26 protein-coding genes are annotated in these 23,856 nt (G+C 61.5%); 16 read left to right on the top strand and 10 right to left on the bottom strand.

Annotated features, from left to right (window positions below):
- The first annotated feature begins 137 nt into the window (after positions 1-137).
- Positions 138-1,223, top strand: coding sequence for a phosphatase PAP2 family protein (locus J2X76_RS08305; protein ID WP_310214905.1), 1,086 nt, complete (start codon positions 138-140; stop codon positions 1,221-1,223).
- On the opposite strand, the gene J2X76_RS08300 is transcribed toward J2X76_RS08305, so the two are convergent.
- Complete coding sequence (locus J2X76_RS08300; RefSeq protein WP_310214902.1) at positions 1,220-2,026, bottom strand: LytTR family DNA-binding domain-containing protein; 807 nt, start codon at positions 2,024-2,026, stop codon at positions 1,220-1,222. The two genes, J2X76_RS08305 and J2X76_RS08300, sit on opposite strands and share 4 nt — an antisense overlap.
- Positions 2,027-2,126: 100 nt before the next feature.
- Between J2X76_RS08300 and J2X76_RS08295 the strand changes: the two genes are divergently transcribed.
- From J2X76_RS08295 to J2X76_RS08285, 3 genes are all read left to right on the top strand, one after another.
- Positions 2,127-2,609, top strand: coding sequence for a DUF2306 domain-containing protein (locus J2X76_RS08295; RefSeq protein ID WP_310214900.1), 483 nt, complete (start codon positions 2,127-2,129; stop codon positions 2,607-2,609).
- A 132-nt stretch (positions 2,610-2,741) separates the two neighbouring features.
- A complete protein-coding gene (locus J2X76_RS08290; protein ID WP_310214899.1) occupies positions 2,742-3,953 on the top strand; it encodes an MFS transporter in 1,212 nt (403 codons plus the stop codon).
- 94 nt (positions 3,954-4,047) lie between these two features.
- Positions 4,048-4,956 (top strand): neutral zinc metallopeptidase, encoded by a 909-nt coding sequence (locus J2X76_RS08285; protein ID WP_113128473.1) that lies wholly within the window; start codon positions 4,048-4,050, stop codon positions 4,954-4,956.
- A gap of 260 nt (positions 4,957-5,216) precedes the next feature.
- Here the strand turns inward: J2X76_RS08285 and J2X76_RS08280 are convergent, their stop codons facing one another.
- A complete protein-coding gene (locus J2X76_RS08280; RefSeq protein ID WP_310214895.1) occupies positions 5,217-5,699 on the bottom strand; it encodes an SRPBCC family protein in 483 nt (160 codons plus the stop codon).
- Between the two features lie 47 nt (positions 5,700-5,746).
- Between J2X76_RS08280 and J2X76_RS08275 the strand changes: the two genes are divergently transcribed.
- Entirely contained in the window at positions 5,747-6,070 is a 324-nt protein-coding gene (locus J2X76_RS08275; protein WP_113128475.1) for a helix-turn-helix transcriptional regulator, read from the top strand.
- Here J2X76_RS08275 and J2X76_RS08270 read toward each other — a convergent pair.
- Entirely contained in the window at positions 6,067-6,546 is a 480-nt protein-coding gene (locus J2X76_RS08270) for a DUF2938 domain-containing protein (RefSeq protein WP_310214894.1), read from the bottom strand. The two genes, J2X76_RS08275 and J2X76_RS08270, sit on opposite strands and share 4 nt — an antisense overlap.
- A 75-nt stretch (positions 6,547-6,621) precedes the next feature.
- Complete coding sequence (locus J2X76_RS08265) at positions 6,622-6,993, bottom strand: phospholipid-binding protein (protein WP_310214891.1); 372 nt, start codon at positions 6,991-6,993, stop codon at positions 6,622-6,624.
- A 326-nt stretch (positions 6,994-7,319) separates the two neighbouring features.
- On the opposite strand from J2X76_RS08265, the gene J2X76_RS08260 reads away from it, so the two are divergent.
- Both J2X76_RS08260 and J2X76_RS08255 read left to right on the top strand, forming a co-directional pair.
- Positions 7,320-8,579 carry a TCR/Tet family MFS transporter gene (locus J2X76_RS08260; RefSeq protein WP_113128522.1) on the top strand — a complete coding sequence of 420 codons (1,260 nt, stop codon included), beginning with the start codon at positions 7,320-7,322 and terminating at the stop codon, positions 8,577-8,579.
- 128 nt (positions 8,580-8,707) lie between these two features.
- Positions 8,708-10,105: an MATE family efflux transporter gene (locus tag J2X76_RS08255; protein ID WP_310214887.1), complete on the top strand. Its 1,398-nt coding sequence runs from the start codon at positions 8,708-8,710 to the stop codon at positions 10,103-10,105.
- 29 nt (positions 10,106-10,134) lie between these two features.
- Here J2X76_RS08255 and J2X76_RS08250 read toward each other — a convergent pair whose 3' ends face one another.
- Positions 10,135-10,485 carry an antibiotic biosynthesis monooxygenase gene (locus J2X76_RS08250; protein WP_310214885.1) on the bottom strand — a complete coding sequence of 117 codons (351 nt, stop codon included), beginning with the start codon at positions 10,483-10,485 and terminating at the stop codon, positions 10,135-10,137.
- 97 nt (positions 10,486-10,582) lie between these two features.
- On the bottom strand, positions 10,583-11,788 hold the full coding sequence (carA, locus tag J2X76_RS08245) for a glutamine-hydrolyzing carbamoyl-phosphate synthase small subunit (RefSeq protein WP_310214882.1): 1,206 nt from the start codon (positions 11,786-11,788) through the stop codon (positions 10,583-10,585).
- 322 nt (positions 11,789-12,110) lie between these two features.
- Here carA and J2X76_RS08240 point away from each other — a divergent pair, with 322 nt between their 5' ends.
- Entirely contained in the window at positions 12,111-12,563 is a 453-nt protein-coding gene (locus J2X76_RS08240; RefSeq protein ID WP_113128479.1) for a GatB/YqeY domain-containing protein, read from the top strand.
- A 334-nt stretch (positions 12,564-12,897) separates the two neighbouring features.
- On the opposite strand, the gene J2X76_RS08235 is transcribed toward J2X76_RS08240, so the two are convergent.
- Entirely contained in the window at positions 12,898-13,260 is a 363-nt protein-coding gene (locus tag J2X76_RS08235; RefSeq protein WP_310214880.1) for a hypothetical protein, read from the bottom strand.
- A 194-nt stretch (positions 13,261-13,454) separates the two neighbouring features.
- On the opposite strand from J2X76_RS08235, the gene dnaG reads away from it, so the two are divergent.
- The 3 genes from dnaG to rpoD all read left to right on the top strand — a co-directional run bounded on the left by dnaG (position 13,455) and on the right by rpoD (position 18,378).
- The gene (gene dnaG / locus J2X76_RS08230; RefSeq protein ID WP_310214877.1) at positions 13,455-15,461 is read left to right on the top strand and encodes a DNA primase; all 2,007 of its coding nucleotides are present in this window, start codon (positions 13,455-13,457) and stop codon (positions 15,459-15,461) included.
- 88 nt (positions 15,462-15,549) lie between these two features.
- A complete protein-coding gene (locus tag J2X76_RS08225) occupies positions 15,550-15,897 on the top strand; it encodes a GFA family protein (RefSeq protein ID WP_113128482.1) in 348 nt (115 codons plus the stop codon).
- Between the two features lie 417 nt (positions 15,898-16,314).
- A complete protein-coding gene (gene rpoD / locus J2X76_RS08220) occupies positions 16,315-18,378 on the top strand; it encodes an RNA polymerase sigma factor RpoD (RefSeq protein WP_310214873.1) in 2,064 nt (687 codons plus the stop codon).
- A gap of 67 nt (positions 18,379-18,445) precedes the next feature.
- Here the strand turns inward: rpoD and J2X76_RS08215 are convergent, their stop codons facing one another.
- From J2X76_RS08215 to J2X76_RS08205, 3 genes are all read right to left on the bottom strand, one after another.
- Positions 18,446-18,685, bottom strand: a complete 240-nt coding sequence (locus tag J2X76_RS08215) for a DUF2798 domain-containing protein (protein ID WP_310214871.1) — start codon at positions 18,683-18,685, stop codon at positions 18,446-18,448.
- Positions 18,686-18,889: 204 nt separating this feature from the next.
- Positions 18,890-19,234, bottom strand: a complete 345-nt coding sequence (locus J2X76_RS08210; RefSeq protein WP_113128484.1) for a multidrug efflux SMR transporter — start codon at positions 19,232-19,234, stop codon at positions 18,890-18,892.
- Positions 19,235-19,239: 5 nt separating this feature from the next.
- Positions 19,240-19,725, bottom strand: coding sequence for a TetR/AcrR family transcriptional regulator (locus tag J2X76_RS08205; protein ID WP_405030004.1), 486 nt, complete (start codon positions 19,723-19,725; stop codon positions 19,240-19,242).
- A gap of 241 nt (positions 19,726-19,966) precedes the next feature.
- Between J2X76_RS08205 and J2X76_RS08200 the strand changes: the two genes are divergently transcribed.
- The 5 genes from J2X76_RS08200 to J2X76_RS08180 all read left to right on the top strand — a co-directional run bounded on the left by J2X76_RS08200 (position 19,967) and on the right by J2X76_RS08180 (position 23,843).
- Positions 19,967-21,145: a DUF930 domain-containing protein gene (locus tag J2X76_RS08200; protein ID WP_310214867.1), complete on the top strand. Its 1,179-nt coding sequence runs from the start codon at positions 19,967-19,969 to the stop codon at positions 21,143-21,145.
- Between the two features lie 99 nt (positions 21,146-21,244).
- Complete coding sequence (locus tag J2X76_RS08195) at positions 21,245-22,285, top strand: zinc-dependent alcohol dehydrogenase family protein (protein WP_024164100.1); 1,041 nt, start codon at positions 21,245-21,247, stop codon at positions 22,283-22,285.
- Positions 22,286-22,416: 131 nt separating this feature from the next.
- Positions 22,417-22,815, top strand: a complete 399-nt coding sequence (locus tag J2X76_RS08190; protein ID WP_310214864.1) for a DUF427 domain-containing protein — start codon at positions 22,417-22,419, stop codon at positions 22,813-22,815.
- Between the two features lie 190 nt (positions 22,816-23,005).
- Positions 23,006-23,359, top strand: coding sequence for a DUF1428 family protein (locus J2X76_RS08185; protein ID WP_113128488.1), 354 nt, complete (start codon positions 23,006-23,008; stop codon positions 23,357-23,359).
- A gap of 61 nt (positions 23,360-23,420) precedes the next feature.
- A complete protein-coding gene (locus tag J2X76_RS08180; protein ID WP_310214861.1) occupies positions 23,421-23,843 on the top strand; it encodes a secondary thiamine-phosphate synthase enzyme YjbQ in 423 nt (140 codons plus the stop codon).
- Positions 23,844-23,856: the final 13 nt, after the last annotated feature.

Raw genomic sequence — 23,856 nt, 5'->3', positions numbered from 1 at the left:
TCGACAGAAATCGAGGCCCCGTTTTGGGATGTTCCAATAGCGAAGTCTTAAGCAGGTTTGCATAATGTCGGGCAGACGGGGCTTTCAAATCGAGACGGGAACTGATGCGGCGACGCTGGGCGTGCACAGAGCAGGCGGTGCAATTTCTGGCCCGCTTATCGCGGGAGTGCGGGCTTCGCCTGCGCAGCGATGCGCTGCTCTACGGGCTGATCGGCCTTTACACGCTCGGCGGCGTATCATTGCTCAGCCTTACCGGCACCGCGGATTTGATTTCGTATCAGCTTTATTTCGAGAAATGGCCCCAGATCTTTGGGATCGTCATGCCGGTAATGGTGATCGCCATCGATATATCTGTCCTGACGCTCCGTTTCGACAGGCGGCGGCCGCTCGCCTATCGGCGCACGTTTTCCGCCCGCCGCATCGCTTCGTTGCTCTCCGGCCTGATGCTGATGATTGGGCTGATGGTTTTCCAGGGAACGTTTACCTCGATCAAGAACGCCTTGCCGGCACTGGAGGGCGGCTTCCAATACGACAGGATCCAGGCTGATATAGACGCCTGGATGTCTTTCGGGGTCGATCCCTGGCGGTGGTTGCATGCGGTGGCAGGCTACGACATGATCCGTACTATTGTGGAGTTCAACTACAACGTGGCGTGGTTCGTAGTTTGCTTCGGTGCCGTGTTCTTCGTCTCGACGTCACCGTTGGCCGACGGTATTCGCCAGCGTTATATCGTGCTTTTCCTGTTTGTCTGGGTGATGTGCGGCAATGTGCTTGCGGGCATGTTTCTGTCGGCCGGTCCAGTCTTTTACGGTGCCGTGACCGGTGACCATGCACGGTTCGCGGCGCTGACGGCGTTTCTGGCTCCCGGCGAGTGGCTGAGTTCCGCGGCGCATTACCAGTCCTATCTCTGGAGCCTTTACGAACAAGGCAAATCTGGTTTTGCAGGCGGCATTTCCGCGTTTCCGAGCGTCCATGTCGGCCTGATCACGCTCAACGCCTATTTTCTGGCTGAACGGTCCCGCGGCCTCGGAATTGCAGGCTTCATCTATGTAGGTTTCATCCAGCTGAGTTCCGTCTACCTCGGCTGGCACTACGCCATCGACGGGTACGTCTCGTTCATGGTCGTGACGTTGGCCTATTTCTCCGCTTCGGCCTGGCGGCGAGCGCATTTCGTGCTCGCCCGGCGTTCGGATGCGGCCGTAGCCGGGGACTGCGCGGTTTAGCCGAACCGCGACCGCGTTGCGTCCAGATAGGTCCGGCTCACGGGGACTTCCGTGCCGTCCTTCATGACCACGAATAGCTTGCCCTCCACGCGTTTCAGCGTCTCGACATGGGCATCCGCAACCCAGTGGGAGCGGTGCACCTGCAGGCCCGGCGTGGCCCCAAGCTCCTTCAGGGCATCCGCGAAACGCAGGAGGATCAATTCGCGGCCGCGGGCGGTAACCACCTCGGTGTAATGATCCTCGACGGAAAGCCGCAGGAGCGCGCCGCGGTTCTGTGGTTTCAGGCGGGTGAGGATTTCGGGTTCGGAGGCCTCGGGCGCTGGAAAAGGGGAAAACGACGGGGGTGGAGGCGGTGCGGAAGCCTCGGCGATCTGACGGTGCATGGCAGTGTAGGTCAGGAGGCAGAAGAGCGCGCAGAGAGGCAGAGCGAACAGCGCCCGGTTTAAGCCGTTTTCCATCTCGGTCCAGCGGCCGAAAAAGGCGAAGTCGATGACGCCGAGGGCAAAGCCGATCGGCAGGGCTGCGGCCAATGAACCGATCATCATGCGGGCGAGCGTGTGGCTGAGGCGCTCGCGCAACAGAATCTCGGCCATCAGCGCCAAACAGATGGCAATCGTCCAGGTAACCGCGTGGACGGTCAGCCAGTAGCCGAGCCGGACGCCGAGCGTCATCCGTTCCAGCGTACCGTAGGGCCCGCTGACGACGAAGATCAGGACGACAAGCGTAAACGTCGTCCAGAAGCGCCAGGAGCGGGTGAAGAGCTGCAATTCACGAAGCGTGGAACTCAAGAACGGGTGATTCACGAAGTTTGTCCGTCGTCTGCGCCATTCCGGTTGAGGGTGAGCCAGTCATGGCGGAAACAGGCGGCCAATTCAATCGCTGATGAAAATCCAAGGTGTTCCGATGAACCCCCAGCCGCTTCTCGATGCCCCGATCGCCGTCCAGATCCATGTCGCCGCCGTGCTGCCGGCCGCGGTGCTCGGCGCGTTTATCCTGTTGAACCACAAGGGCACGCCGCTGCACCGGGCGCTTGGCAAGGTGTGGATGGTACTGATGGCCGTCACGTCGCTGTCGAGCTTTTTCATCCACCAGATCAACCTTTTTCATGGTTTCAGCCCGATCCATCTCCTGTCCATCTTCACGCTGGCCGGCATCTGGCGGGCGATCGCAACTGCCCGCGCACGCAACATCCGGGCGCACAAGGCGACCGTCGTCGGCATTTATCTCGGCGGTATCGGCGCCGCGGGCCTGTTCACGCTGATCCCCGGCCGCATCATGCACGCCGTCGTCTTTACCGGCGGGCCAAGCTGGATCCTGCTTGCCACGGTGATCGTTATCGCCGCCCTGCTTTTCCTGCAGCGGCGATTGGCATCGCAGGCTGCCTGATTTTTTTGGGAGAGCGTACCGGAAGCGGCCAAGGTGTCATAGACATGGCAGGGCTGCAGGACTAAACCTGCGGTCCTCAACAATGCAGCAACGGCCATCCAAGACGAAGACCGCTTGCGCGGAGGATGTCAGATGGCCGATGCAACCTCGAAGCCGATCGCACCAGTCTCAGCCGAGGCGACCGTCCTGCCGATCATCCTGGCGGTCAGCTTCTGCCACATGATCAACGATATCATGCAGTCGATGATCTCGGCGATCTATCCGATGCTGAAAACGGATTATGCGCTGGATTTCTGGCAGATCGGCATTCTGACGCTCGCCTTCCAGTGCACGGCATCGCTGCTGCAGCCGGTGATCGGCATCGTCACAGACAAGAAGCCTTTTCCCTATTCGCTGCCGGTCGGCATGGGGTCGACCTTCATCGGCCTGTTCATGCTGGCAAACGCTCATTCCTATATGATGCTGGTCATTTCCGCGTCGCTGATCGGCATCGGCTCGGCGGTTTTCCATCCGGAATCGTCACGCGTGGCGCGGCTTGCATCGGGCGGTCGTTACGGGATGGCGCAGTCGGTGTTCCAGGTGGGCGGCAATTTCGGCCAGTCGATCGGCCCGCTGCTCGCAGCCTTCATCGTCGTTCCGAACGGGCAGGGCAGCGTTGCCTGGGTTTCGGTCGGCGCACTTTTCGGCATCGTCATCCTCACGGGCGTTGCGCGCTGGTACAAGGCGCATATGCTTGCGAACCAGGGGCGCAAGCGGGCTCTGAAGGCCCATAACCTTTCAAGGCGCACGGTCACCTTGGCCCTTATCGTGCTCACCATCCTGACATTCTCGAAGAATGCCTATATGGCCTCGATCAGCAGCTATTATACGTTCTTCGTCATCGAGCGCTTCCAGGTCACGGTGCCGCAGTCGCAGGTCATGCTGTTCATCTTCCTCGGCGCAGTTGCGCTCGGCACCGTCATCGGCGGGCTGGTCGGCGACAAATTCGGCTCCAAGGTGGTGATCTGGTTCTCGATCCTCGGGGTGCTGCCGTTCACGCTCGCCATGCCCTATGCCAACCTGCCGGTGACGATCGCGCTTTCGGCGATCATCGGCTTCATCATGGCCTCGTCCTTCCCGGCGATCGTGGTGATGGCGCAGGAACTGGTGCCGGGGCGGGTCGGCATGATCGCCGGCATCTTCTTCGGCATTGCCTTTGGGATCGGCGGCATCGCTGCGGCGGTGCTCGGCGTCTTCGCCGACCAATACGGCATAACCTTCGTCTACAATGTCTGCGCCTTCCTGCCGGCGCTCGGGTTGCTGACGATTTTCCTGCCCGGCAAAAAGGCCCTGCGGGTCGCCTGAGGACGAATCTTCGGCTATGTGATGCGGTGACGGATCGCTTTCGCGGCCGCCGGCGTTATATCGCCCGAGGTACTGTCGAACAGGAGAGCACGACATGGAATGGAGAGGGCGCCGGCAATCGGACAATGTCGAGGACCAGCGTGGCGCCTCCATGGGCGACAGTCCGCTCGGCCGGGGCGGATTGCGCATTCCGATCGGCGGCGGCGGGCGCCGCGGGGGCGGACTCGGCATCGGCGGGATCATCGTCATCCTGATCATCTGCTGGATTACCGGCATCAATCCGCTGTCGCTGCTGTCGGGCGAACTCGGCATGGACGGCTCCGGCTTCGAGCAGCAGCAGACGACCCGAAATCGCACGCCCGCCAACGACGATACGACCGCGTTCGTGCGCACCGTGCTCGCCGAGACGGAAGATACCTGGCACGGCATTTTCCAGGCCAACGGCCAGCAGTATCAGGAGCCGGTGCTGGTGCTGTTCTCCGGCCGGGTGAATTCGGCCTGCGGGTTCGCATCGTCCGCGACCGGTCCGTTCTATTGCCCCGGCGACCACAAGCTTTATCTCGATACGAACTTCTTCAAGGAACTCGAGCAGCGCTTCGATGCAGCAGGCGATTTCGCCGAGGCCTATGTGATCGCCCACGAAGTCGGCCACCACGTCCAGAACCTCACCGGCATCCTGCCGAAGTTCAACCAGGCCCGCCAGCGGATGAGCGAGGCGGACGCCAACCGCATGTCGGTGCGCGTCGAACTCCAGGCCGACTGCTTTGCCGGCGTCTGGGGCAAGTTCACCCAGCAGAAGGGCATTCTCGATCAAGGCGATCTCGAAGAGGCGCTGAATGCCGCCCAGCAGATCGGCGACGATACGCTGCAGAAACGCAGTCAGGGCTATGTCGTGCCGGAAAGTTTCAACCACGGTACGTCGGCGCAGCGCGCCCGCTGGTTCAAGCGTGGGTTCGATACGGGCGACATGAAGGCCTGCGATACGTTTTCTGGGAATGTCTGAGGGTTTGCCGTGTTTGGATCCTCGGGTTTTCACCCGAGGATGACGATGGTGAGGGCGGAGCCGGGATGCCCGCTCAGCCCCGCCGGGCATCTCCCCCTCAGGTGAGGAGACCACAAGCGGCACGGTCCCGGCCTCTAAACAACCACCGCAAATGATGCGACGTTCAATGTATGGCGATGAGCAGGCTCCCACCGATCTCACCTCTTGAGGGGGAGATGCCCGGCAGGACAGAGGGGGGAGCGGCATCCTCAAGAGCCAAGTTACTTGTACATTCCCTCGCGCAGGTTGATCCCGTATTCCACAAAGGCCTTCATGGCGCAGAGCATCTGCGACCAGCCCTGGCAGTTGCCGTAGGAGGCTGAAAGCCCGCCGGGGGTTTCACGCCAACCCTCCTCGGCGATGGTCACCAGCGTGCGGCCGTCCTCCAGCGGCTCGAAGGTCATGGTGACCGTCGTCTTGTAGTTGGCGGGGGTGACGTTTTCCGGGCCCTGTTCGGCCGCATTGCCTTCCGTCGCATCCCAGCGCAGCACGATCTTCCGGTTCTTTTCCACCTCGACGACCTCGACGGGGAAGGCGCCCGGGAAATCGTGAAAGTCCCAGGTGACCGTCGTACCAGTCTCCAGCCGCCCCTTCGCGCCGCCTGTGGTGAAGTAGCCGGAAAGCTTCTTCGGATCGGCGACGGCCTCGAACACCTCCTCGACCGGTTTTGAGATCCGGCTCGATACCTTGAACTTCAGTTCCATGGTCTTTCTCCCTTGTTTCTCCCTCTATCATGTTATAAAAACATAACATGTCAAGCGATGAAAAAAACGACCTTATTTTCAAGGCCCTGGCGGCGCCGGTTCGCAGGGAGATTCTGGACGAGCTGAAGGACCGGCCGCAGACGACGGGCGATCTCTGCGCGCGGTTTCCGAAGCTCGACCGCTGCACCGTGATGCAGCATCTGAAGGTTCTGGAAGGGGCGGATCTGGTGCTGGTGAGGCGCGAGGGGCGGGAGCGCTGGAACCACCTGAACCCGCTGCCGATCAAGGCGATCCACGACCGTTGGATCGGCGCCTATGCGGCGCACGCTGTCGATATGCTCGACCGGATGAAACGGGATTTGGAGGGTTAGCGGATCAGCAGAGCGGTGCTGTAAAGACCGAGTGCGAAAACGGTGTGGGCGGCGAAATTGAGGAAACGGACCTTGTTCGGCCTTGGCGTCTTCGCGGCGGCCCAGCCGAGGCCGAGGCCCGGCTGCATCAGGAACCAGCCGGCACCTATGGTAACGATGCCAAGGATCCAGGCGGGAATGAAGGTCGGCGCGGCGAACCAGTTCGGCCCTACGATCAGCGCGAGGATCACGCCGTATAGAATGCCGACGGCGTAGTGACCGGCCCAGCCGAGCGCGAGTTCATGGTCGTAGGGTTCGGCGGCGGCGATGCTATCGTGAAAAACCTTTCCGCGGCGCAGGTGCCAGAACCACCGCCCGGCCGGCGCCCAGTTCGCCTTGGGCTGAGCGAAGACCTTGTTCAGGACGATCGCCCAGAGATCCATCAGGACGGTTGCGCCGAGGCCGATCAGGATGCCGCGCCAGAGAAGTTCGATCATGAGGATGTCGCCGAAGAGAGGAGTTTCAACTCCAATCTCTATGGGCTCCGGTTTGGACTGTCGAGGGCTTCCGGACTATGGGAACATCTTGTCGGCGGTTGCCGTCGCCAGCGTCTTGCCGCCGGAATCGAGCGCCTTCACCGTGAAGCGGTACTTGTGCTTGCCGGAAGCCGGGCAGGGGCCAGTATAGCTGAAGGCGCCATAGGCGAGCGACTTCTGGCCCGAAAAATCCACCTTGCCGCCGCCGTGGTTATAATCTGGCACGTCCATGTCCTTCATGCGGATATCGAGGGCCGTGGTGCCGGCGGGGACGCCCGAGAGCGAGATCGGTGGCGATTTCGAATCGAAACACTTCTTTGTCGGCCCCCAGTCGAAGGAGATCTTCATATCCGCCATCGCGGTGGTACCCGATGCCAAGAGGAATGCGATCGCCATCAATCCGCGCATGATAATCCCCAACCGATCATGATCGTAACCACGGGACGTCAGCCTATGTCTTTGCTTGCATCTGTCAACAAGATCGCGTCAAGATAGCAGGGCGCGAGCGGCGGAGCTTCAGACCGTTTTCCCATTGCCATCACGGTGGCCATTGCGCGCATTTGTTGATTTTCACCGGGCGACCGGCACTTTGCGGGCTGAATTTACGCTCCGGTTGTGGTTCATCAAAAACTTTGAAATGTTCACGGATTGTTTCGGTTTTCTTTTGCCGCTATGTAGGCAGCCCGGCGAGCTGATCGTCTTTCCAGAAAACACAATCGCTAGAGAGACATCGTATGCTCGACCCGAAATTCGTTCGCCGCGGCCTTTTCCTCGTCTTCATGATCCTGTTCCTGGACATCATCGGGATCGCGATCATCATGCCGGTGCTGCCGACCTTCCTGCGCGAGCTGACCGGCGACGACATGAGCGCGGCGGCGGTCGACGGCGGCTGGCTGTTGTTGATCTATTCCGGCATGCAGTTCCTGTTTGCGCCGCTGCTCGGCAACCTTTCCGATCGGTTCGGCCGCCGACCGATCCTGCTCGCCTCGATCTTCACTTTCGCGCTCGACAATCTGATCTGCGCGGCTGCCACCAGTTTCTGGATGCTGTTTGTCGGACGGGTGCTTGCCGGCATTTCCGGCGGCAGTTTCGCCACCTGCTCGGCCTATATCGCCGATATCAGCAATGACGAGAACCGCGCCAGGAACTTTGGACTGATCGGGATCGCCTTCGGTGTCGGCTTCACGGTCGGACCAGTCATCGGAGGGGTGCTCGGTGAGCTTGGGCCACGCGTGCCCTTCCTCGGCGCCGGCCTGCTCTCGCTCGCCAATTTCGTGGCGTCGTGGTTCCTGCTGCCGGAAACGCTCGACAAGGCGAACCGCCGCAAGTTCGAGCTCAGCCGAGCCAATCCGCTCGGGGCGCTGCGCCAGATGCGCCACTATCCCGGTATCGGCTGGGTCATGCTGGTGATGTTCCTCTATTGGCTGGCGCATGCGGTCTATCCGTCGGTCTGGTCCTTCGTCTCGGTCTATCGCTACGGATGGAGCGAGGGGCAGATCGGCCTGTCGCTCGGTGTGTTCGGCATCTGCGCGGCCTTCGTCATGGGCTTCATCCTGCCGAAACTGGTGCCGGTGCTCGGTGAATGGAAGACGGCCGTGCTCGGGCTTTGTTTCTCCTGCCTCGGCCTTGCCGGTTATGCCTTCGCCTGGCAGGGATGGATGGTCTATGCCGTCATCCTGGCGACCACGATCGAAAACATCGCCGACCCAGCGCTCAGAAGCATCGCTTCGGCCAGGGTACCGCCGTCGGCGCAAGGCGAGCTGCAGGGCGCGATGACGAGCCTCACCAGCCTGACGACGATCGTCGGCCCGGCGATCTTTACGCAACTGTTCAGCGCGTTCACCGGCGAGCATGCCAAAGTCGAGTTCGCGGGCGCACCCTACATGATGGCGGCGATCTTCATGGCCTGTGCGATTCTGGTGTTTCTGAGCCGGATTTCGCGGAAAACGCCTGTAGGTCAGCGCGAAAACGAACTCACCCATCAGATTTCTTGAAGCGACACGCAAAAAATCTGCAGAATCACCTGTAAGTGTTGCCGCACGGATGATGCTCCTCTATAGGCTGCATCATCCGCCGCTCGCCAGTTTCTGGAAGCGGCTTTTTTCGTCTGCGGAGGAGCGTCATGTCGAGTCTTTCCCCCACCGTGGCAGCGATGAGGACGGACAATTCCTGGTCCGCGCATATGCGTGCGACCATTGCGCTCGGCGTGCCGCTGGTCGGCGCCCAGCTTGCGCAGATGGCGATCAACACCACCGATGTGATCCTGGTCGGCTGGCTCGGCACGACCGAGCTTGCCTCGGTGGTGCTCGCGACGCAGATGTTCTTCCTGGTCTTCATCTTCGGCACGGGCTTTACCAGCGCCGTGGTGCCGCTGGTGGCGCAGGCGCTCGGGCATGGCGATAGCCGCTTGGTTCGCCGGTCGGTGCGCATGGGCTTGTGGATCGTGCTTGCCTTCGGGGTGCTGACCGCGCCGATCCTTTGGTTTTCCGGTCCGATCCTGCTTGCGCTCGGTCAGCAGCCGGATGTCGCGGCGAATGCGCAAAGTTATCTGCGCATCGCCCAGTGGGGCATTTTCCCGGCGCTGGGACTGATGGCGCTCCGCAGTTTCGTCACCGGGCTGGAGAAGGGCGCCATCGTTCTCTACGTCACCATCGTGATGTTCTGCATCAATGCGATCGTTGCCTACCTGCTGATCTTCGGCCGTTTCGGGGCGCCGGAAATGGGCCTGCACGGAGCGGCGATCGCTTCCGTTGCCGCCAATCTGTTCGGTTTTGTGGTGGCGCTCCTCTACGTGGAAAGCCAGCCGAAGATGCGCGCCTACGAGATCTTCGTGCGATTCTGGCGGCCTGACTGGGGCATGATGCGCGAGATCGTCGTGCTCGGCCTGCCGATCAGCTTCACCATCCTTGCGGAAACCAGCCTGTTTTCGGCAGCTTCCCTGCTGATGGGCATGATCGGCAAGCTGGAACTGGCTGCCCACGGCATCGCGCTGCAGCTCGCGGCGATCGCCTTCATGATCCCGCTCGGCCTGTCGCAAGTGGCGACGGTGCGGGTCGGACTCGCCGACGGCCGCGGCGATCTTCTGGGCGTTAGACGCGCCGCCATCGCCGTGCTCGTGATCAGCGTGCTCTTCACGGCGGTCGGCAGCGTGCTTTATGCGACTATTCCGCATTTCTTCGGCAATCTCTTCCTCGACACGCGCAAGCAGGATGCCGCGACCGTGCTGGAATTCGCGATGCCGCTGATCATGATCGCCGGCGCCTTCCAGCTGGTCGACGGGCTGCAGGCGGTTGGTGCAGGTCTGCTGCGCGGGCTGAAGGATACAAGGGTGCCGATGGTGCTGGCGCTGATCGCCTATTGGCCGATCGGTTTCTCTTGCGCCTGGATATTTGGCTTTCCGCTCGGTTTTCGCGGCGAGGGTGTCTGGTTCGGCTTCGTGACCGGACTTGCGGCTGCGGCTGCCCTGCTTTGCGGCCGTTTCTGGCTGCTGGTGTATCGCCGGACGATGTCGGCCCGCTGAGAGCCTCCTCGTCCGGCGTGATCTGACGGTCAGGCAGGCAGAAGTTCGCGCAAAGTGATTGGTGCATAGAAGCCGACATTGGCTTCGACGCCGAGCTCGCGGCTGAGGGCCTGGCGGTCGATGCCCGCTTCCCGGTCCGATCTTGCGACGGCGGCGATGATCGGCTGGAGGACGTGTTCGCCATCGAACTGGATGATGGTGATGAGGCTGAGGAGGCCGCCGCCTGCCTGCTGTTCCAACACCATGTCGTCGATGAAACCCGGTTGCTCGCGCATCACCCGGTGGGTGCGCTCGAGAAGCTCCATGAATTGTAGGCGAGCCTCTTCCGGCACCGAGAACCTGTTGACGCGGACCACGCGTCCGTTGCGTATTTCGTTCATGTGAAAAACCCCTGCTCGTTTCTGAACAGGGGCGTTTATGCGACCTCAACCAATGTTAAGGTCAATAGGTGTCGACGGATTTTTTAAGCGCCGGAAATCAGCGCTCGGCGAGGGCCGGTTCGCCCTTCTTCTCGCGCACCATGTTGATGAAGCGGCGGAAGAGATAATGGCTGTCCTGCGGGCCGGGCGAGGCTTCCGGATGGTGCTGGACGGAGAAGACCTGCCTGCCGGTGACGCGCAGCCCACAATTGGTGCCGTCGAAGAGAGAAATGTGAGTCTCTTCAACGCCTTCCGGCAGGGACTTCGAATCCACCGCGAAGCCGTGATTCATCGAGACGATCTCGACCTTGCCGGTGGTGTGGTCCTTCACCGGATGATTGGCGCCGTGATGACCCTGGTGCATCTTCTCGGTCTTCGCCCCGAGCGCCAGGCCGAGCATCTGGTGGCCGAGGCAGATGCCGAAGGTCGGGATATCGGTCTTGATGACGCTCCTGATCACCGGCACGGCATATGCGCCAGTCGCGGCCGGATCGCCCGGGCCGTTCGACAGGAAGATGCCGTCCGGCTTCAGCGCCAGGATGTCTTCGGCCGAGGTCTGGGCCGGGACCACGGTCACCTTGCAGTCGAGGCCGGCGAAGAGGCGCAGGATGTTGCGCTTCACGCCGTAGTCGATGCAGACGATGTGGTACTTGGCGTCCTCGGGCTTCAGCTCGTCGTAACCTTCGTTCCAGACCCAGGGCGTCTGGTTCCATTGCGAGGACTGGCCGGAGGTCGCTTCCTTGGCGAGATCGAGGCCTTCGAGGCCGCTCCAGGCGCGGGCTTCCGCCTTCAATGCCTCGATGTCGAAGACACCGTTTGGATCGTGGGCGATCACCGCGTTCGGGGCGCCGTTCTGGCGGATCCAGGCGGTCAGCGCGCGAGTGTCGATGCCGGAAAGGCCGATGATGCCACGCGCCTTCAGCCAGCCGTCGAGGTCCTTTGCGGCGCGGTAGTTGGAGGGCTCGGTGATGTCGGCCTTGAAGATGGTGCCGACCGCGCCGCGGCGGGCTGCCGGCGTCAGGTCCTCGACGTCTTCCTCGTTGGTGCCGATATTGCCGATATGCGGGAAGGTGAAGGTGACGATCTGGCCGAGATAGGAGGGGTCGGTCAGGATTTCCTGGTAGCCCGTCAGCGCGGTGTTGAATACCACCTCGGCCGGCACCTTGCCGGTCGCGCCGATGCCGGTTCCTTCGATCACGGTGCCGTCGGCCAGAACGAGCAATGCGGTGGGTTTCTTGGTGGTCCAGGGAGCGGTCGCGGTCATATCCATCCTTCTGCCTCACCGGTCCCGTCCCTTGAAGGGACAGGCTGCGAGGGCCATTTATGGTCGTGAGAGAGGGCGCGCGGAAATCCCGGCGCAGGCCCTAACCTCTAAATCTCGTGCAGGTGCCGGAAAATAGACAAAGCGGGCGAGGTGGTCAATCTCGCCGGCCAAGAATTCCATGAGGATTATAGCATATGGGATTCAAGGCTTTGGGGAAATTGATTTGATTGCTCTCAACCCGTCGTCTATGACACGGGCGTGAATGCCAAGGAAAAGCCATAATTCACACGACCTGCGCCGGCTTTTCCCAAGGAGAAAAATGATGTTGCGCGACAAGCTTTCCGATGCGCTGAAAGAATCCATGAAGGCCAAGGACACCCGCCGGCTCTCGACCGTGCGGCTGATCCAGACTGCGATCAAGGATCGCGACATTGCCAATCGCGGTCTCGGCAAGGACCCGGTCAGCGATGACGACATCCTGCAGATCCTGCAGAAGATGGTGAAGCAGCGCGAGGAATCGGCAAAGATCTACGAGGATGCCGGACGGGCCGAGCTTGCGACGCAGGAGCGCGAGGAAATCGACGTCATCAAGGGCTTCATGCCCGAGCAGCTCTCGGACGAGGCCGTGCAGGGCCTGATCAAGGCGGCGATTGCCGAAGCCGGCGCACAGGGACTGCGCGACATGGGCAAGGTCATGGCGGTGCTGAAGGAGAAATATCCCGGCCAGATGGATTTCGCCAAGGCTTCCGGCACGGTGAAGGATCTGTTGAAATAAGCGGCTCATTTTAAGGCCGATGAACGAAAGGCGGGAACCCGGTGACCGGGCTCCCGCCTTTTTTGCTCTTCCGGATCCCGCCGGCCGACTGCGGACTTGCCACCGGCGAGATGATCCGAGGTGCTGCGATACATTGCGACACGCCTCGTCCCGAAGAGCGAAGGGAATGCCGTCGCGCATCTCACGCCGGCCGGCATTTTCGAAGTCGGAGGAGAATTAAATCCCACGGGCGGGCGTCCGGCAAATTACAAAAAGATAATATCGCCGGTTCGCGACCCGCCAAAAATTTGCCCGATCCGTGGGCAAACGGGGTGGGATTCAGGGCCTGTCCTGATCAGGCGGCGACCAGCCATTCGCCCAGAAACGCTCCGCCGATAATGGCAAGCAGCGCGCCGCCGATGAAGGCCACGAAGGCGATGGCCGCAGCGATCGGTCTGCGCGACTGGAAGAAATAGGCGAGCAGGCCAAGCGGTGCGAAAAAGATCGTCAAGGTCCGGGTCAGGGTCACGGCCGTGCCGCCCCGCAATTTCGCGTCCTCGATCTCCCACCAGACACACAGGACGACGGTTGCGATCAATTGGGTGAGATCGTTGAGCGTGAACCCCTGCGCATCGGGACCCCCGGTGAAGGCGTCGATGACCGAGCCGGTGGTAAGCGAAACCAGCAGTGCCACATAGATGAAATCCCGTTTCGTCATGAAATATCTTGGCCTTTGAAATCTGTCTGGCGAAGGAGGGTAGGTCACAGGGAAACAGAATCAAGCATAGTTCGCCCGGTGAAGGCGGGCCAGTTGCCTCGCTTGCTCCCTGTGAATAGCGGGCAGGATTTGCCCTTGGCGGTGGCGTTCCTCAAGGGCTGCGCTTATATGGAAGGTGACCCAAAGAGGTAGAAATGCGCTTTTCCAACAGTTTTCTCGACGAGATCCGTGATCGCGTGCCGATATCGGGCGTGATCGGCCGCCGGGTGACGTGGGATCGCAAGAAGACCAACGTCTCCCGCGGCGACTATTGGGCCTGCTGCCCGTTCCATGGCGAGAAGAGCCCGAGCTTCCATTGCGAGGACCGCAAGGGTCGCTACCATTGCTTCGGCTGTGGTGTCACGGGCGATCATTTCCGCTTCCTCACCGAACTCGAAGGGCAGAGTTTTCCCGAGGCGGTGCAGACGGTCGCCGACATGGCCGGCATCGCCATGCCGCAGCCGGATCCGCAGGCCGAGAGGCGCGAGAAGGAGCGCACGACGCTGCTCGACGTCATGGAGCTGGCGACGCAATTCTTCCAGGACCAGCTCCAGAGCGCCGTCGGCGCCAAGGCGCGTGCCTATCTGCGTGACCGTGGGCTGACGGGCCGCACGATCGAGACCTTTCGCCTCGGCTACGCGCCGGAAAGCCGCAATGCATTGAAGGAGCACCTGGCGGCCAAGGGCGTGCCGAAGGACCAGATCGAGGCTTGCGGCCTCGTCGTGCACGGGGAGGGGATCGCCGTCTCCTACGACCGTTTTCGCGACCGCGTGATGTTCCCGATCCTGTCGTCGCGGGAAAAGGTGATCGCGTTCGGCGGCCGGGCCATGGCATCGGACGCGCCGGCGAAATACCTGAACTCCAACGAGACGGAACTCTTCCACAAGGGGCAGGTGCTCTACAATTTCGCCCGCGCCCGGCGTGCGGCGCAGGGTGGTCCCGGCAAGAGCGAAGGCGGCACGATCATCGCCGTCGAAGGTTACATGGATGTCATCGCGCTCCATCAGGCGGGCGTCGAGAATGCCGTTGCTCCGCTCGGCACCGCGCTCACCGAAAACCAGCTCGACCTCCTATGGAAGATGTCACCGACGCCGGTGCTCTGCTTCGACGGCGACGGCGCGGGTCTGAGGGCGGCAAGCCGCGCCGCGGATCTGGCACTTCCATTCCTGAAGCCGGGAAAATCGGTGCGTTTCGCGCTGCTTCCCGACGGCAAGGATCCGGACGATCTTGTCAAGCATGAGGGCCGGGCCCCGTTCGACAAGGTTTTGTCCGAAGCCAAGCCGCTGGTCGAGATGATCTGGCAGCGCGAGGCGGGAGCCGGCAATTACGACACGCCGGAAAAACGCGCCGAACTGGAGGCGCGGCTGAAGCAGATCGTTTCCGTCATCGCCGACGAAAACGTGCGCCGCCACTACCAGCAGGCCATCCGCGACCGGCTCAATACTTTTTTTGCGCCCGCTCCGCGCGGCGGCAGTGAACGGCGCCAGAATTTCCAGCGTGGTGCTGGCGGCGGCGGCAGGCCGGGGCAGGGCGGACCGCCGCAGGGGCCGCGGGCCGCGGGACGGGCTGCCGGTGTTTCCGACCGGCTCGCGCGGTCCGGTCTCGTGCGCGGTTACCGCGATCTGCCGGCGCTTCGGGAAAGCGTGCTGGCACTTACCATCGTCAATCATCCTCAGCTGCTGCTGGAGGAATATGACGAGATCGCCGCGATCGATTTCGAGAACCGCGACCTGCAGCGTTTCTGGTCGGCCATGCTGCCGGCGGCCGCGACCGCGGGGGCCAATCTTTCGCGCGAATACCTGATGCAGCGGCTTGCCGGCGAAGGGTTCGACATGATCCTGAAATCGCTCGACCAGCAGGTGCGCAATGCGCGACTGTGGACTGCGACCGAGGTCGCTGCGCTGGAGGATGCCCGTGAAGGCTATCGGCAGGCATTGTCGCTGCACAAGCGGACCAAGGCGCTGAGGCTCCAGAAGATCGAACTCGAGCGGGAGATCGCCGAGGCGACGGAAGCGGGGGATGCGGGCGAGATCGAACCTTTGCTGCTTGCGCTTTCCGAGGTTCAGCTCGAAATCGTCCGCATGGAAAACCAGGAAGCGATCATCGACGGGTTTGGCGTGCTTTCCGGCCGGGTGAAGGGCGCGGCCGTCAGCCACGGCTGAGACAAGCGCCCTCCGGGAAATACTGCCCTTGCCGAATGACGACGCAGCCCTATTGTATCGGCTTGGAGTCGGCTGAGTGGGGAGCCTGATGCGGATTACCGGGAACTGTCATTGCGGCAAGATCGCCTTTGAAGCAGAGGGCGAATTTGGCGCGGCGATGGAATGCAACTGTTCTCTCTGTCGGCGAAAAGGCGTGCTCCTGGCCTTCGTTCCGCGCAATCAGTTTCAGCTTGCGACCTCGCGTGAGGACCTTTCCTCCTACCAGTTCAACAAGCATGTGATCACCCACTATTTCTGCGCCAATTGCGGGATCGCGCCGTTCAGCGAGGCGACGATGCCGGACGGCAAGGAAATGGCGGCGATCAACCTGAGATGCGTGCCGGAAATCGACATTGCTGCACTGACGGTAACCCAGTACGACGGCGCTTCCCGCTGAGGAAGGCGCCGGGCAGAAAGCGTAAACCTTTGTGTATGCGCAAACCCTTGTCTTTCAAGGTCTACCGCCTACATATCGGTTAAATCTGGTGAGCGTACCCCTATTAGACCCCTTCAAAGGGGATATTTTCGACTTTTCCTGGGTATGACCTGTGGAAAGTCTTGACGGAACGTTAATTTGTGGGAATCACCATCTCAAGGCAAAATAGGCGGAGTGGGTCGATAGCACCGAACATGACCGGTGATCCTCTGATAGGACGGTCCCCAAGTCAAAAACGACCGCCGAATGGTAATCGGGAATTAAAGGTCATTCCGTTACGTGTTGGACAATGATTCGCGGCTAAGGCGGCCAAACCCGTCTTCAGCCGGTGGCCACGAAGCGCGGCGAAAGTAGCGTTCAGGGAAAGCGACTAAATACATGGCAACAAAAGTCAAAGAAAACGAAGAAGCTGAGAACGAACGCGAAGGCTCGCACGACGGTCCGCTTCTCGACCTTTCTGATGATGCCGTCAAGAAGATGATCAAAGCCGCCAAGAAGCGCGGCTATGTGACCATGGACGAGTTGAATTCGGTCCTGCCGTCGGAGGAAGTCACCTCCGAGCAGATCGAGGACACGATGGCTATGCTGTCGGACATGGGCATCAACGTCGTCGAAGACGAAGAGGCAGAAGAAGCCGCCGCAGGCGACGACGACAGTGATGGCGACGGCGATGAGGGCGAGAGCGAAGGCGGCGAAATCGCCACCACCTCCAGCACCGCACTCGCGACCGCGAAGAAGAAAGAACCGACCGACCGTACCGACGACCCGGTGCGCATGTATCTGCGCGAAATGGGGTCCGTCGAGCTTCTGTCGCGCGAAGGCGAAATCGCCATCGCCAAGCGCATCGAGGCCGGCCGCGAAACGATGATCGCGGGCCTCTGTGAGAGCCCGTTGACGTTCCAGGCGCTGATCATCTGGCGCGACGAACTCAACGAAGGCACGACCCTGCTTCGCGAGATCATCGACCTCGAAACCACCTATTCCGGTCCCGAAGCCAAGGCTGCGCCGCAGTTCCAGAGCCCGGAAAAGATCGAGGCCGACCGCAAGGCTGCCGAGGAAAAGGAAAAGACCCGCAAGGCGCGTTTCTCCGCTGCCAATGACGACGATATCACCGCCGTCGGCGGCGAAGGCATGAACCTCGAGGAAGAGGAGGAGGACGACGACGAGTCGAGCCTGTCTCTCGCCGCGATGGAAGCCGAGCTGCGTCCGCAGGTCATGGAGACGCTCGACACGATCGCCGACACCTACAAGAAGCTGCGCAAGCTGCAGGACCAGCAGGTCGAGCAGCGTCTCGCGGCAACCGGTACGCTGTCGTCCGCCCAGGAACGCCGCTATAAGGAGCTCAAGGACGAGCTGATCACGGCGGTGAAGTCGCTGTCGCTCAACCAGAACCGCGTCGATTCGCTGGTCGAGCAGCTCTACGACATCTCCAAGCGCCTGATGCAGAACGAGGGTCGTCTGTTGCGTCTCGCCGAATCCTACGGCGTCAAGCGCGACTCGTTCCTCGAACAGTACCAGGGTGCGGAGCTCGATCCGAACTGGATGAAGTCGATCGCCAATCTGGCCGCCCGCGGCTGGAAGGAATTCGCGCGCGCCGAGAACACGACGATCCGCGACATCCGCCAGGAGATCCAGAACCTTGCGACCGAGACCGGCATTTCGATCGCCGAGTTCCGCCGGATCGTATCGATGGTCCAGAAGGGCGAGCGCGAAGCGCGCATCGCCAAGAAGGAAATGGTTGAAGCGAACCTTCGCCTCGTCATCTCGATCGCCAAGAAGTACACGAACCGCGGCCTGCAGTTCCTTGACCTCATTCAGGAAGGCAATATCGGCCTGATGAAGGCGGTCGACAAGTTCGAATACCGCCGCGGCTACAAGTTCTCGACCTATGCCACCTGGTGGATCCGGCAGGCGATCACCCGTTCGATCGCCGACCAGGCCCGCACGATCCGCATTCCGGTGCACATGATCGAGACGATCAACAAGATCGTCCGCACGTCGCGCCAGATGCTGCACGAGATCGGCCGCGAGCCGACCCCGGAAGAACTGGCCGAAAAGCTCGCAATGCCGCTCGAGAAGGTCCGCAAGGTCCTGAAGATCGCCAAGGAGCCGATCTCGCTCGAGACCCCGGTGGGCGACGAAGAAGATTCGCATCTCGGCGATTTCATCGAGGACAAGAACGCGCTTCTGCCGATCGATGCGGCCATCCAGGCGAACCTGCGCGAAACGACGACCCGCGTTCTCGCCTCGCTGACGCCGCGTGAAGAACGCGTGCTGCGCATGCGCTTCGGCATCGGCATGAACACCGACCACACGCTCGAAGAAGTCGGCCAGCAGTTCTCGGTCACCCGCGAACGTATCCGCCAGATCGAAGCGAAGGCGCTACGCAAGCTCAAGCACCCGAGCCGCAGCCGCAAGCTGCGCAGCTTCCTGGACAGCTGAGCGGTTTTAGATATCGAACATGAAAAACCCGGCCCGCGAAAGCAGGCCGGGTTTCTGTTTTTGGTGATCAGGCTGGCCGGACGATGAACTGGACGATCCGCCTGGTCACCGGCAGAGCTCCGAGCAAGGTCGGGAATGCGATGAGCCAGGAGACCAGCCAGGCCGACATCCAGCTCGGCAGGAATTCAGGAGAAAAGCCGAGGTTCTTGAGCGTCGCCACGCCTGATACGACAAACGTCATCAGGATGGACAGAACGAACGGCATGAGAAGGGCCGCATAACGTGCGGGAAGGCGCGTAAGCTTCATGGAGAAGACTTTCCTGAAGGGGATCGTCGATCGATATCGAGCATACGCATCCGATCAAAACCGTCAGTACCGACGATCCGGGGTTGGGATGCGTTGCCTCACGTTAGACGCTTACGGCTGAGTTCAGATCCAGCGACCGCTTCCATAACGAAAAGCGGAGTACGTGGCAATATCAGGCGGTTGCCGAAAGTCGGCCCTCATTTTTCAATGCCCGACCGAGCTCGAAAACACGTTGACCACCACCACGCCCGAGATAATCAGGCCGAGGCCGATGATGGCGGCGGTGTCGAGCGTCTGGCGGAACAGCACAAGGCCAACGGCCGAGATCAGCACGACGCCGAGGCCGCTCCAGATCGCGTAGGCGATGCCGACCGGCAAGGTGCGCAGGGCGATCGACAGGAGGTAGAAGGCGGTCGCGTAGCACAGCCCCATCAGGATGGTCGGAAGCGCCCGGGTGAACTGCTGGCTCTGCTGCAGGAAAGTCGTGCCGATGACTTCCAGCACGATTGCGCCGGCGAGAGAGCCGTAGGTGAGGAGGGCGGGGTTCATTGTCGTTACTCTCGTATCGTGAGGTTTTGGAGGCGGTCGCGAAGTTCGGCGAGTTCGTTTGCCGGCAGACCGTCCGCCTCCATAAGGTTTGCGAGCCAGATGCCGTCGGCTGCGTAGCGGGCGAGCCTGAAAGTCGGATGACTGTCAGTTTCAGCATGACGTTCGAGCCGGTCACGCATCCATTCCGACCAGAGCTGCCTCAGCCGCGCATCGGTCATGCAGGAAATCGACAGCGCCGCCCAGGGGCTTTTCGCTCCGTCGCGGGTCACCTGGAAAAAGGCATCGACATAGGCCCGCGTGAACCGGCCCTGTTCGATGTCGTCCGCCCTCATCAGCCGGTCTATTTCCACGTCGAGCTTGCCGAGCAGGTCCTCGAAGACCGCCTCGACCAGGGCCTGTTTGCTCGGGAAGTGATGCAGCAGACCACCCTTGGTGATCGAGGCGGCATCGGCCACCGCCTGCAGGGTGAGGCTGCCGAGACCTTCGTCCACGGCACACCGCGCCGCATGATCCAGAAGGGATCGCCGCACCTGTTCGGGCTGTTTTTCGCGTCTGTGAGCGTTTGACATGAATTAAACATACCGTATGGTCGGTTTGTTTGCAATAGATGGGTCACCTTCCGATCCCAGGGAAAGGGGCGGTGGCGCAACTTGCGCCGGAAAGCTGGATTTTGCGCTGTTTTGATCGCTCGGGGACTCGATCCGGCCGGCTTTCCATCTTACATCCGCTGCCATGACGGATTCATCTGTAAAGCCGCGCGGCGACATGGGATGGGGCATTCCTGCCTCTATTCTCCTGCATGTCGTGTTGGTGGCTGCTTTCTTCGTCCACCTGCCGGTCGATCAGCCGGAGCCGGAGAAGGAGGAGAGCGTTCAGGTCGAGATCGTACCGCAGCCGGAAGAGCCGGAAAAGCAGAAGCCTGCGGAAAAGAAGGCCGAGCAAAAGAAACCGGAAGAGAAGAAACCTCCGGAACCTGTAAAACAGGAAGAGGCCAAGAAGGCGGAGCCGCCCCCGCCACCGCCTGAGCCGCCGAAGCAGGAGGAAGCCAAGAAGCAACAGCCGCCACCACCGCCGCCCGAACCACCCAAGCAAGAGGCCAAAAAGTCAGAGCCGCCGCCGCCACCGCCACGTGCGGAAAAGCCTGCCGAGCCGCCTAAATCCACCGACCAGGCCACAGGGCAATCCCTGCCTGTCCTTCGCCCTGTGTTCGAATTCGGCGAGAAGGATGGCGGGCCGAAGAAATCCCAGAACGGCAATGCGTCTAAGGAAACCACAAGCCCGCCCGCGGAGAGCAAGGCAGATGCGGAAGTTGCCGAGTCGGTAAAGCAGGCGAAAGAGGCACCTGTCACTGTGGAGGCGCCGCCAGCCAATCCGGTTCCCGACGATATTCACCTGCCGGAGGTCGGCATTGCCGCAGCCAATGAACGGAAGAACGGCCCGGTTGCGGGAGCGTCGTTGGACGCGACCAAAACCGAGATCGTCACGGCGCCGCCGGCCGCGTCGCCCAAGAGCGATCCTTCCAAGGCGCCGATCCCCGGCAAGCCGGTCGAACTCACGGAGGCAAAGACGCTGTTTTCGCAGAGCGAGACGGACGATCCGATTGCCACGACGGCGATGGGCAGCATTCCACGGGGCGTTCGCGCGGGCCAGCTCTGCGCAACGGAACTGGGCCAGCAGTTGCGGCATTCGCCGCAATCCTACAGACTGGAAATAGTACCGGCTTATGAACTGCCGAGTGGCAGAGTTCTTGAGATCAAGCGCGGCTCGTTTCGGGCCAATGCGCAATGGTACGATTTCAGGTTTCGCTGCGAGGTCAACGAGAACGCCACCAAGATCGTCTCCTTCGCATATGAAGTCGACGCTCCGGTGCCGCGAAGCGAGTGGCGCAAGCGCGGTTTTCCGGATTTGTGATCGGCCGATCTGCGAATATGACTTAGGTAGGGGATCACCCTTGGTTGACCGGCAGATTGCTGCGACTATGTTTCACCCACTTTCCGACGGGGGCCTGCGATGAAAGCCATGTTCTACGATGCCTTTGAAAAGGCACCTGAAATCCGCAATCTTCCCGACCCGGAGCCGACTTTTGGCGGCGTGGTGGTCAAGGTCGGGGCGACGGGGCTCTGCCGCAGCGACTGGCATGGATGGATGGGGCATGACCCCGATATCCGCCTGCCGCATGTGCCGGGCCATGAGCTGGCCGGCAAGGTGGTGGCGACCGGCAAGGGCGTCATGCGCTTCAAGATCGGCGACCGGGTAACGGTGCCTTTTGTCTCCGGCTGCGGCCATTGTTCCGAATGCCATTCCGGCAACAGCCAAGTCTGCCCCAACCAGTTCCAGCCGGGTTTCACCCATTGGGGTTCGTTCGCCGAATATGTGGCGATCGACTATGCCGACACAAACCTCGTGCACCTGCCCGAAGAAATCGACGATGCGACGGCGGCGAGCCTCGGCTGCCGGTTCGCGACCTCCTTCCGCGCGGTTGCCGACCAGGCCCGCACCGGGCCTGGTGACTGGGTGGCGGTGCATGGCTGCGGCGGGGTAGGGCTCTCCGCCATCATGATTGCGACAGCGCTCGGCGCCAATGCGATCGGCATCGATCTTTCCGAGGACAAGCTGGCGCTTGCCCGCCAATGCGGCGCGGTCGCGACGATCAACGCGAGCGCCGTGCCTGATGTCGTCGAGGCGGTTCGCGAGATCACCAAGGGCGGCGCACATGTGTCGATCGATGCGCTCGGCCATCCGGTCACCTGTTTCAACTCGATCAAGAATCTCCGCCGTCGCGGCCGGCATGTCCAGGTCGGGCTGATGCTCGGCGAGCATGCCACGCCCTCGATCCCGATGGCGCAGGTGATCGGCCACGAGCTCGAAATCTACGGCAGCCACGGCATGCAGGCCTGGCGCTACGATGCGATGCTCGCCATGCTGACGGCCGGCAAGATGAAGCCGCAGCAGCTCATTTCCAGGCGCATCAGCCTGGAGGAGGCGGTGCCCGGATTGATGACGATGGACAAGTCGGAAACGCCCGGCATCAGCGTGATCACCACGTTCTGACGCCGCTGGCCCGGCCGATCTTTCGCGGCCAATTGTTCGTCGCACCGGCCGGAGCATTCCGCGCCGCCCGCTTGGTGGCGGTCCGGGATACCCTATATCCGGGTTATGCTTCGAACCGGAAAGGACGAGCCATGAATGTCAGGACACGCAAAATTCCAGGACCGGATCACCCGATCACCGTCGGCCACAATCCGGCGCGGATTGTGGTGAAGCTCGGCGACAAGGTAATCGCCGACAGCGTCCATTCGCTGACCTTGCGCGAAGCCTCCTATCCGCCGGTCCATTATATTCCGCGCAAGGACGTGGATATGACGCTCCTCGAGCGGACCGCCCACCAGAGCTACTGCCCTTACAAGGGCGAGGCCTCCTATTTCAGCATTCCGGCCGGCGGTGCACGCTCGGCCAACGCTGTGTGGACCTATGAGCACCCCTATGACGCGGTTTCCGCGATTGCGGAACATGTCGCCTTCTATCCGGACCGGGTCGATTCGATCGAGGAGCTTACAGCGCCCGAAGCCGCCCCGTTGTGACGCATCGGTTGCGACAGCGTGCCGACCGGCGGTGTCGCGGCACGCTGATCGTGGGGCTCCCGTGGATGCGGCCGTTTCAGGAGTGCGCGCGAGGGAAGACCCTTGGGGCTGAAGAAAAATCCGTCGCCCTTGTCGGCTGGCCTTCCGCTCCCACGTCCTTGGGGTGTTGAAACAACCAAGGAGGAAAATCATGCCCTATGTCGACGGATTTCTCTTGGCCGTGCCGAAGGCCAATCTGGAACGCTACAAGGACATGGCGCGTCTTGCCGGCACCGTGTGGATGGAACACGGCGCGCTGACCTATGTGGAATGCACGGCCGACGACGTGCCCTACGGAGAACTGACCTCGTTTCCGCGGGCGGTTCAGGCCAAGGAGGATGAGATCGTCATCTTCTCCTGGATCACCTATGAAAGCCGTGCTCGCCGCGATGAGATCAATGCCAAGGTGATGGTCGATCCGCGGTTTGCGAACGACGAATGGAAACAGGTCTTTGATGGCAAGCGAATGATCTATGGCGGCTTCCAGAGCTTCCTGACATTGTAGCCTGTCCGGTGATAAGAGTGCCGCTCCCTGCCGACGCTCCTATCGATCAACGAGGTTTCCCATGCTCCAGACCGTGCTCTCGATCTCCACAAGCGGCCAGGGCCTCTACGAATTTACCGACGCGGCGCAGGATTTTTTGCGCCGCGGGCAAGCGGGCGAAGGATTGCTCACTGTTTTCGTGCGCCATACGTCCTGCTCGCTGGTCATCCAGGAAAACGCCGATCCGGATGTGCGCCACGACCTCAAGACCTTTTTCTCCCGCCTGGTGCCACCCACGACCGATCCCGAGATGCGCTGGATCACTCACACGGCCGAAGGCCCGGACGACATGCCGGCGCATATCAAGGCGGCGCTGACTGCCGTCTCCATCGGCATTCCCGTCAGGGAGGGCCGGCTGATGCTCGGGACCTGGCAGGGCATCTATCTCTTCGAGCATCGCGACCGCCCGCATGTCCGCCAGGTCGTGCTGCATCTTTCGCCGTGATTTTTGCCGTGAG

It is taken from the genome of Neorhizobium sp. 2083 (assembly GCF_031455615.1).
Taxonomy (GTDB): domain Bacteria; phylum Pseudomonadota; class Alphaproteobacteria; order Rhizobiales; family Rhizobiaceae; genus Neorhizobium.
Note: the sequence above shows the minus strand (reverse complement) of the source record. Positions and strands in the feature narration are given on the sequence as shown.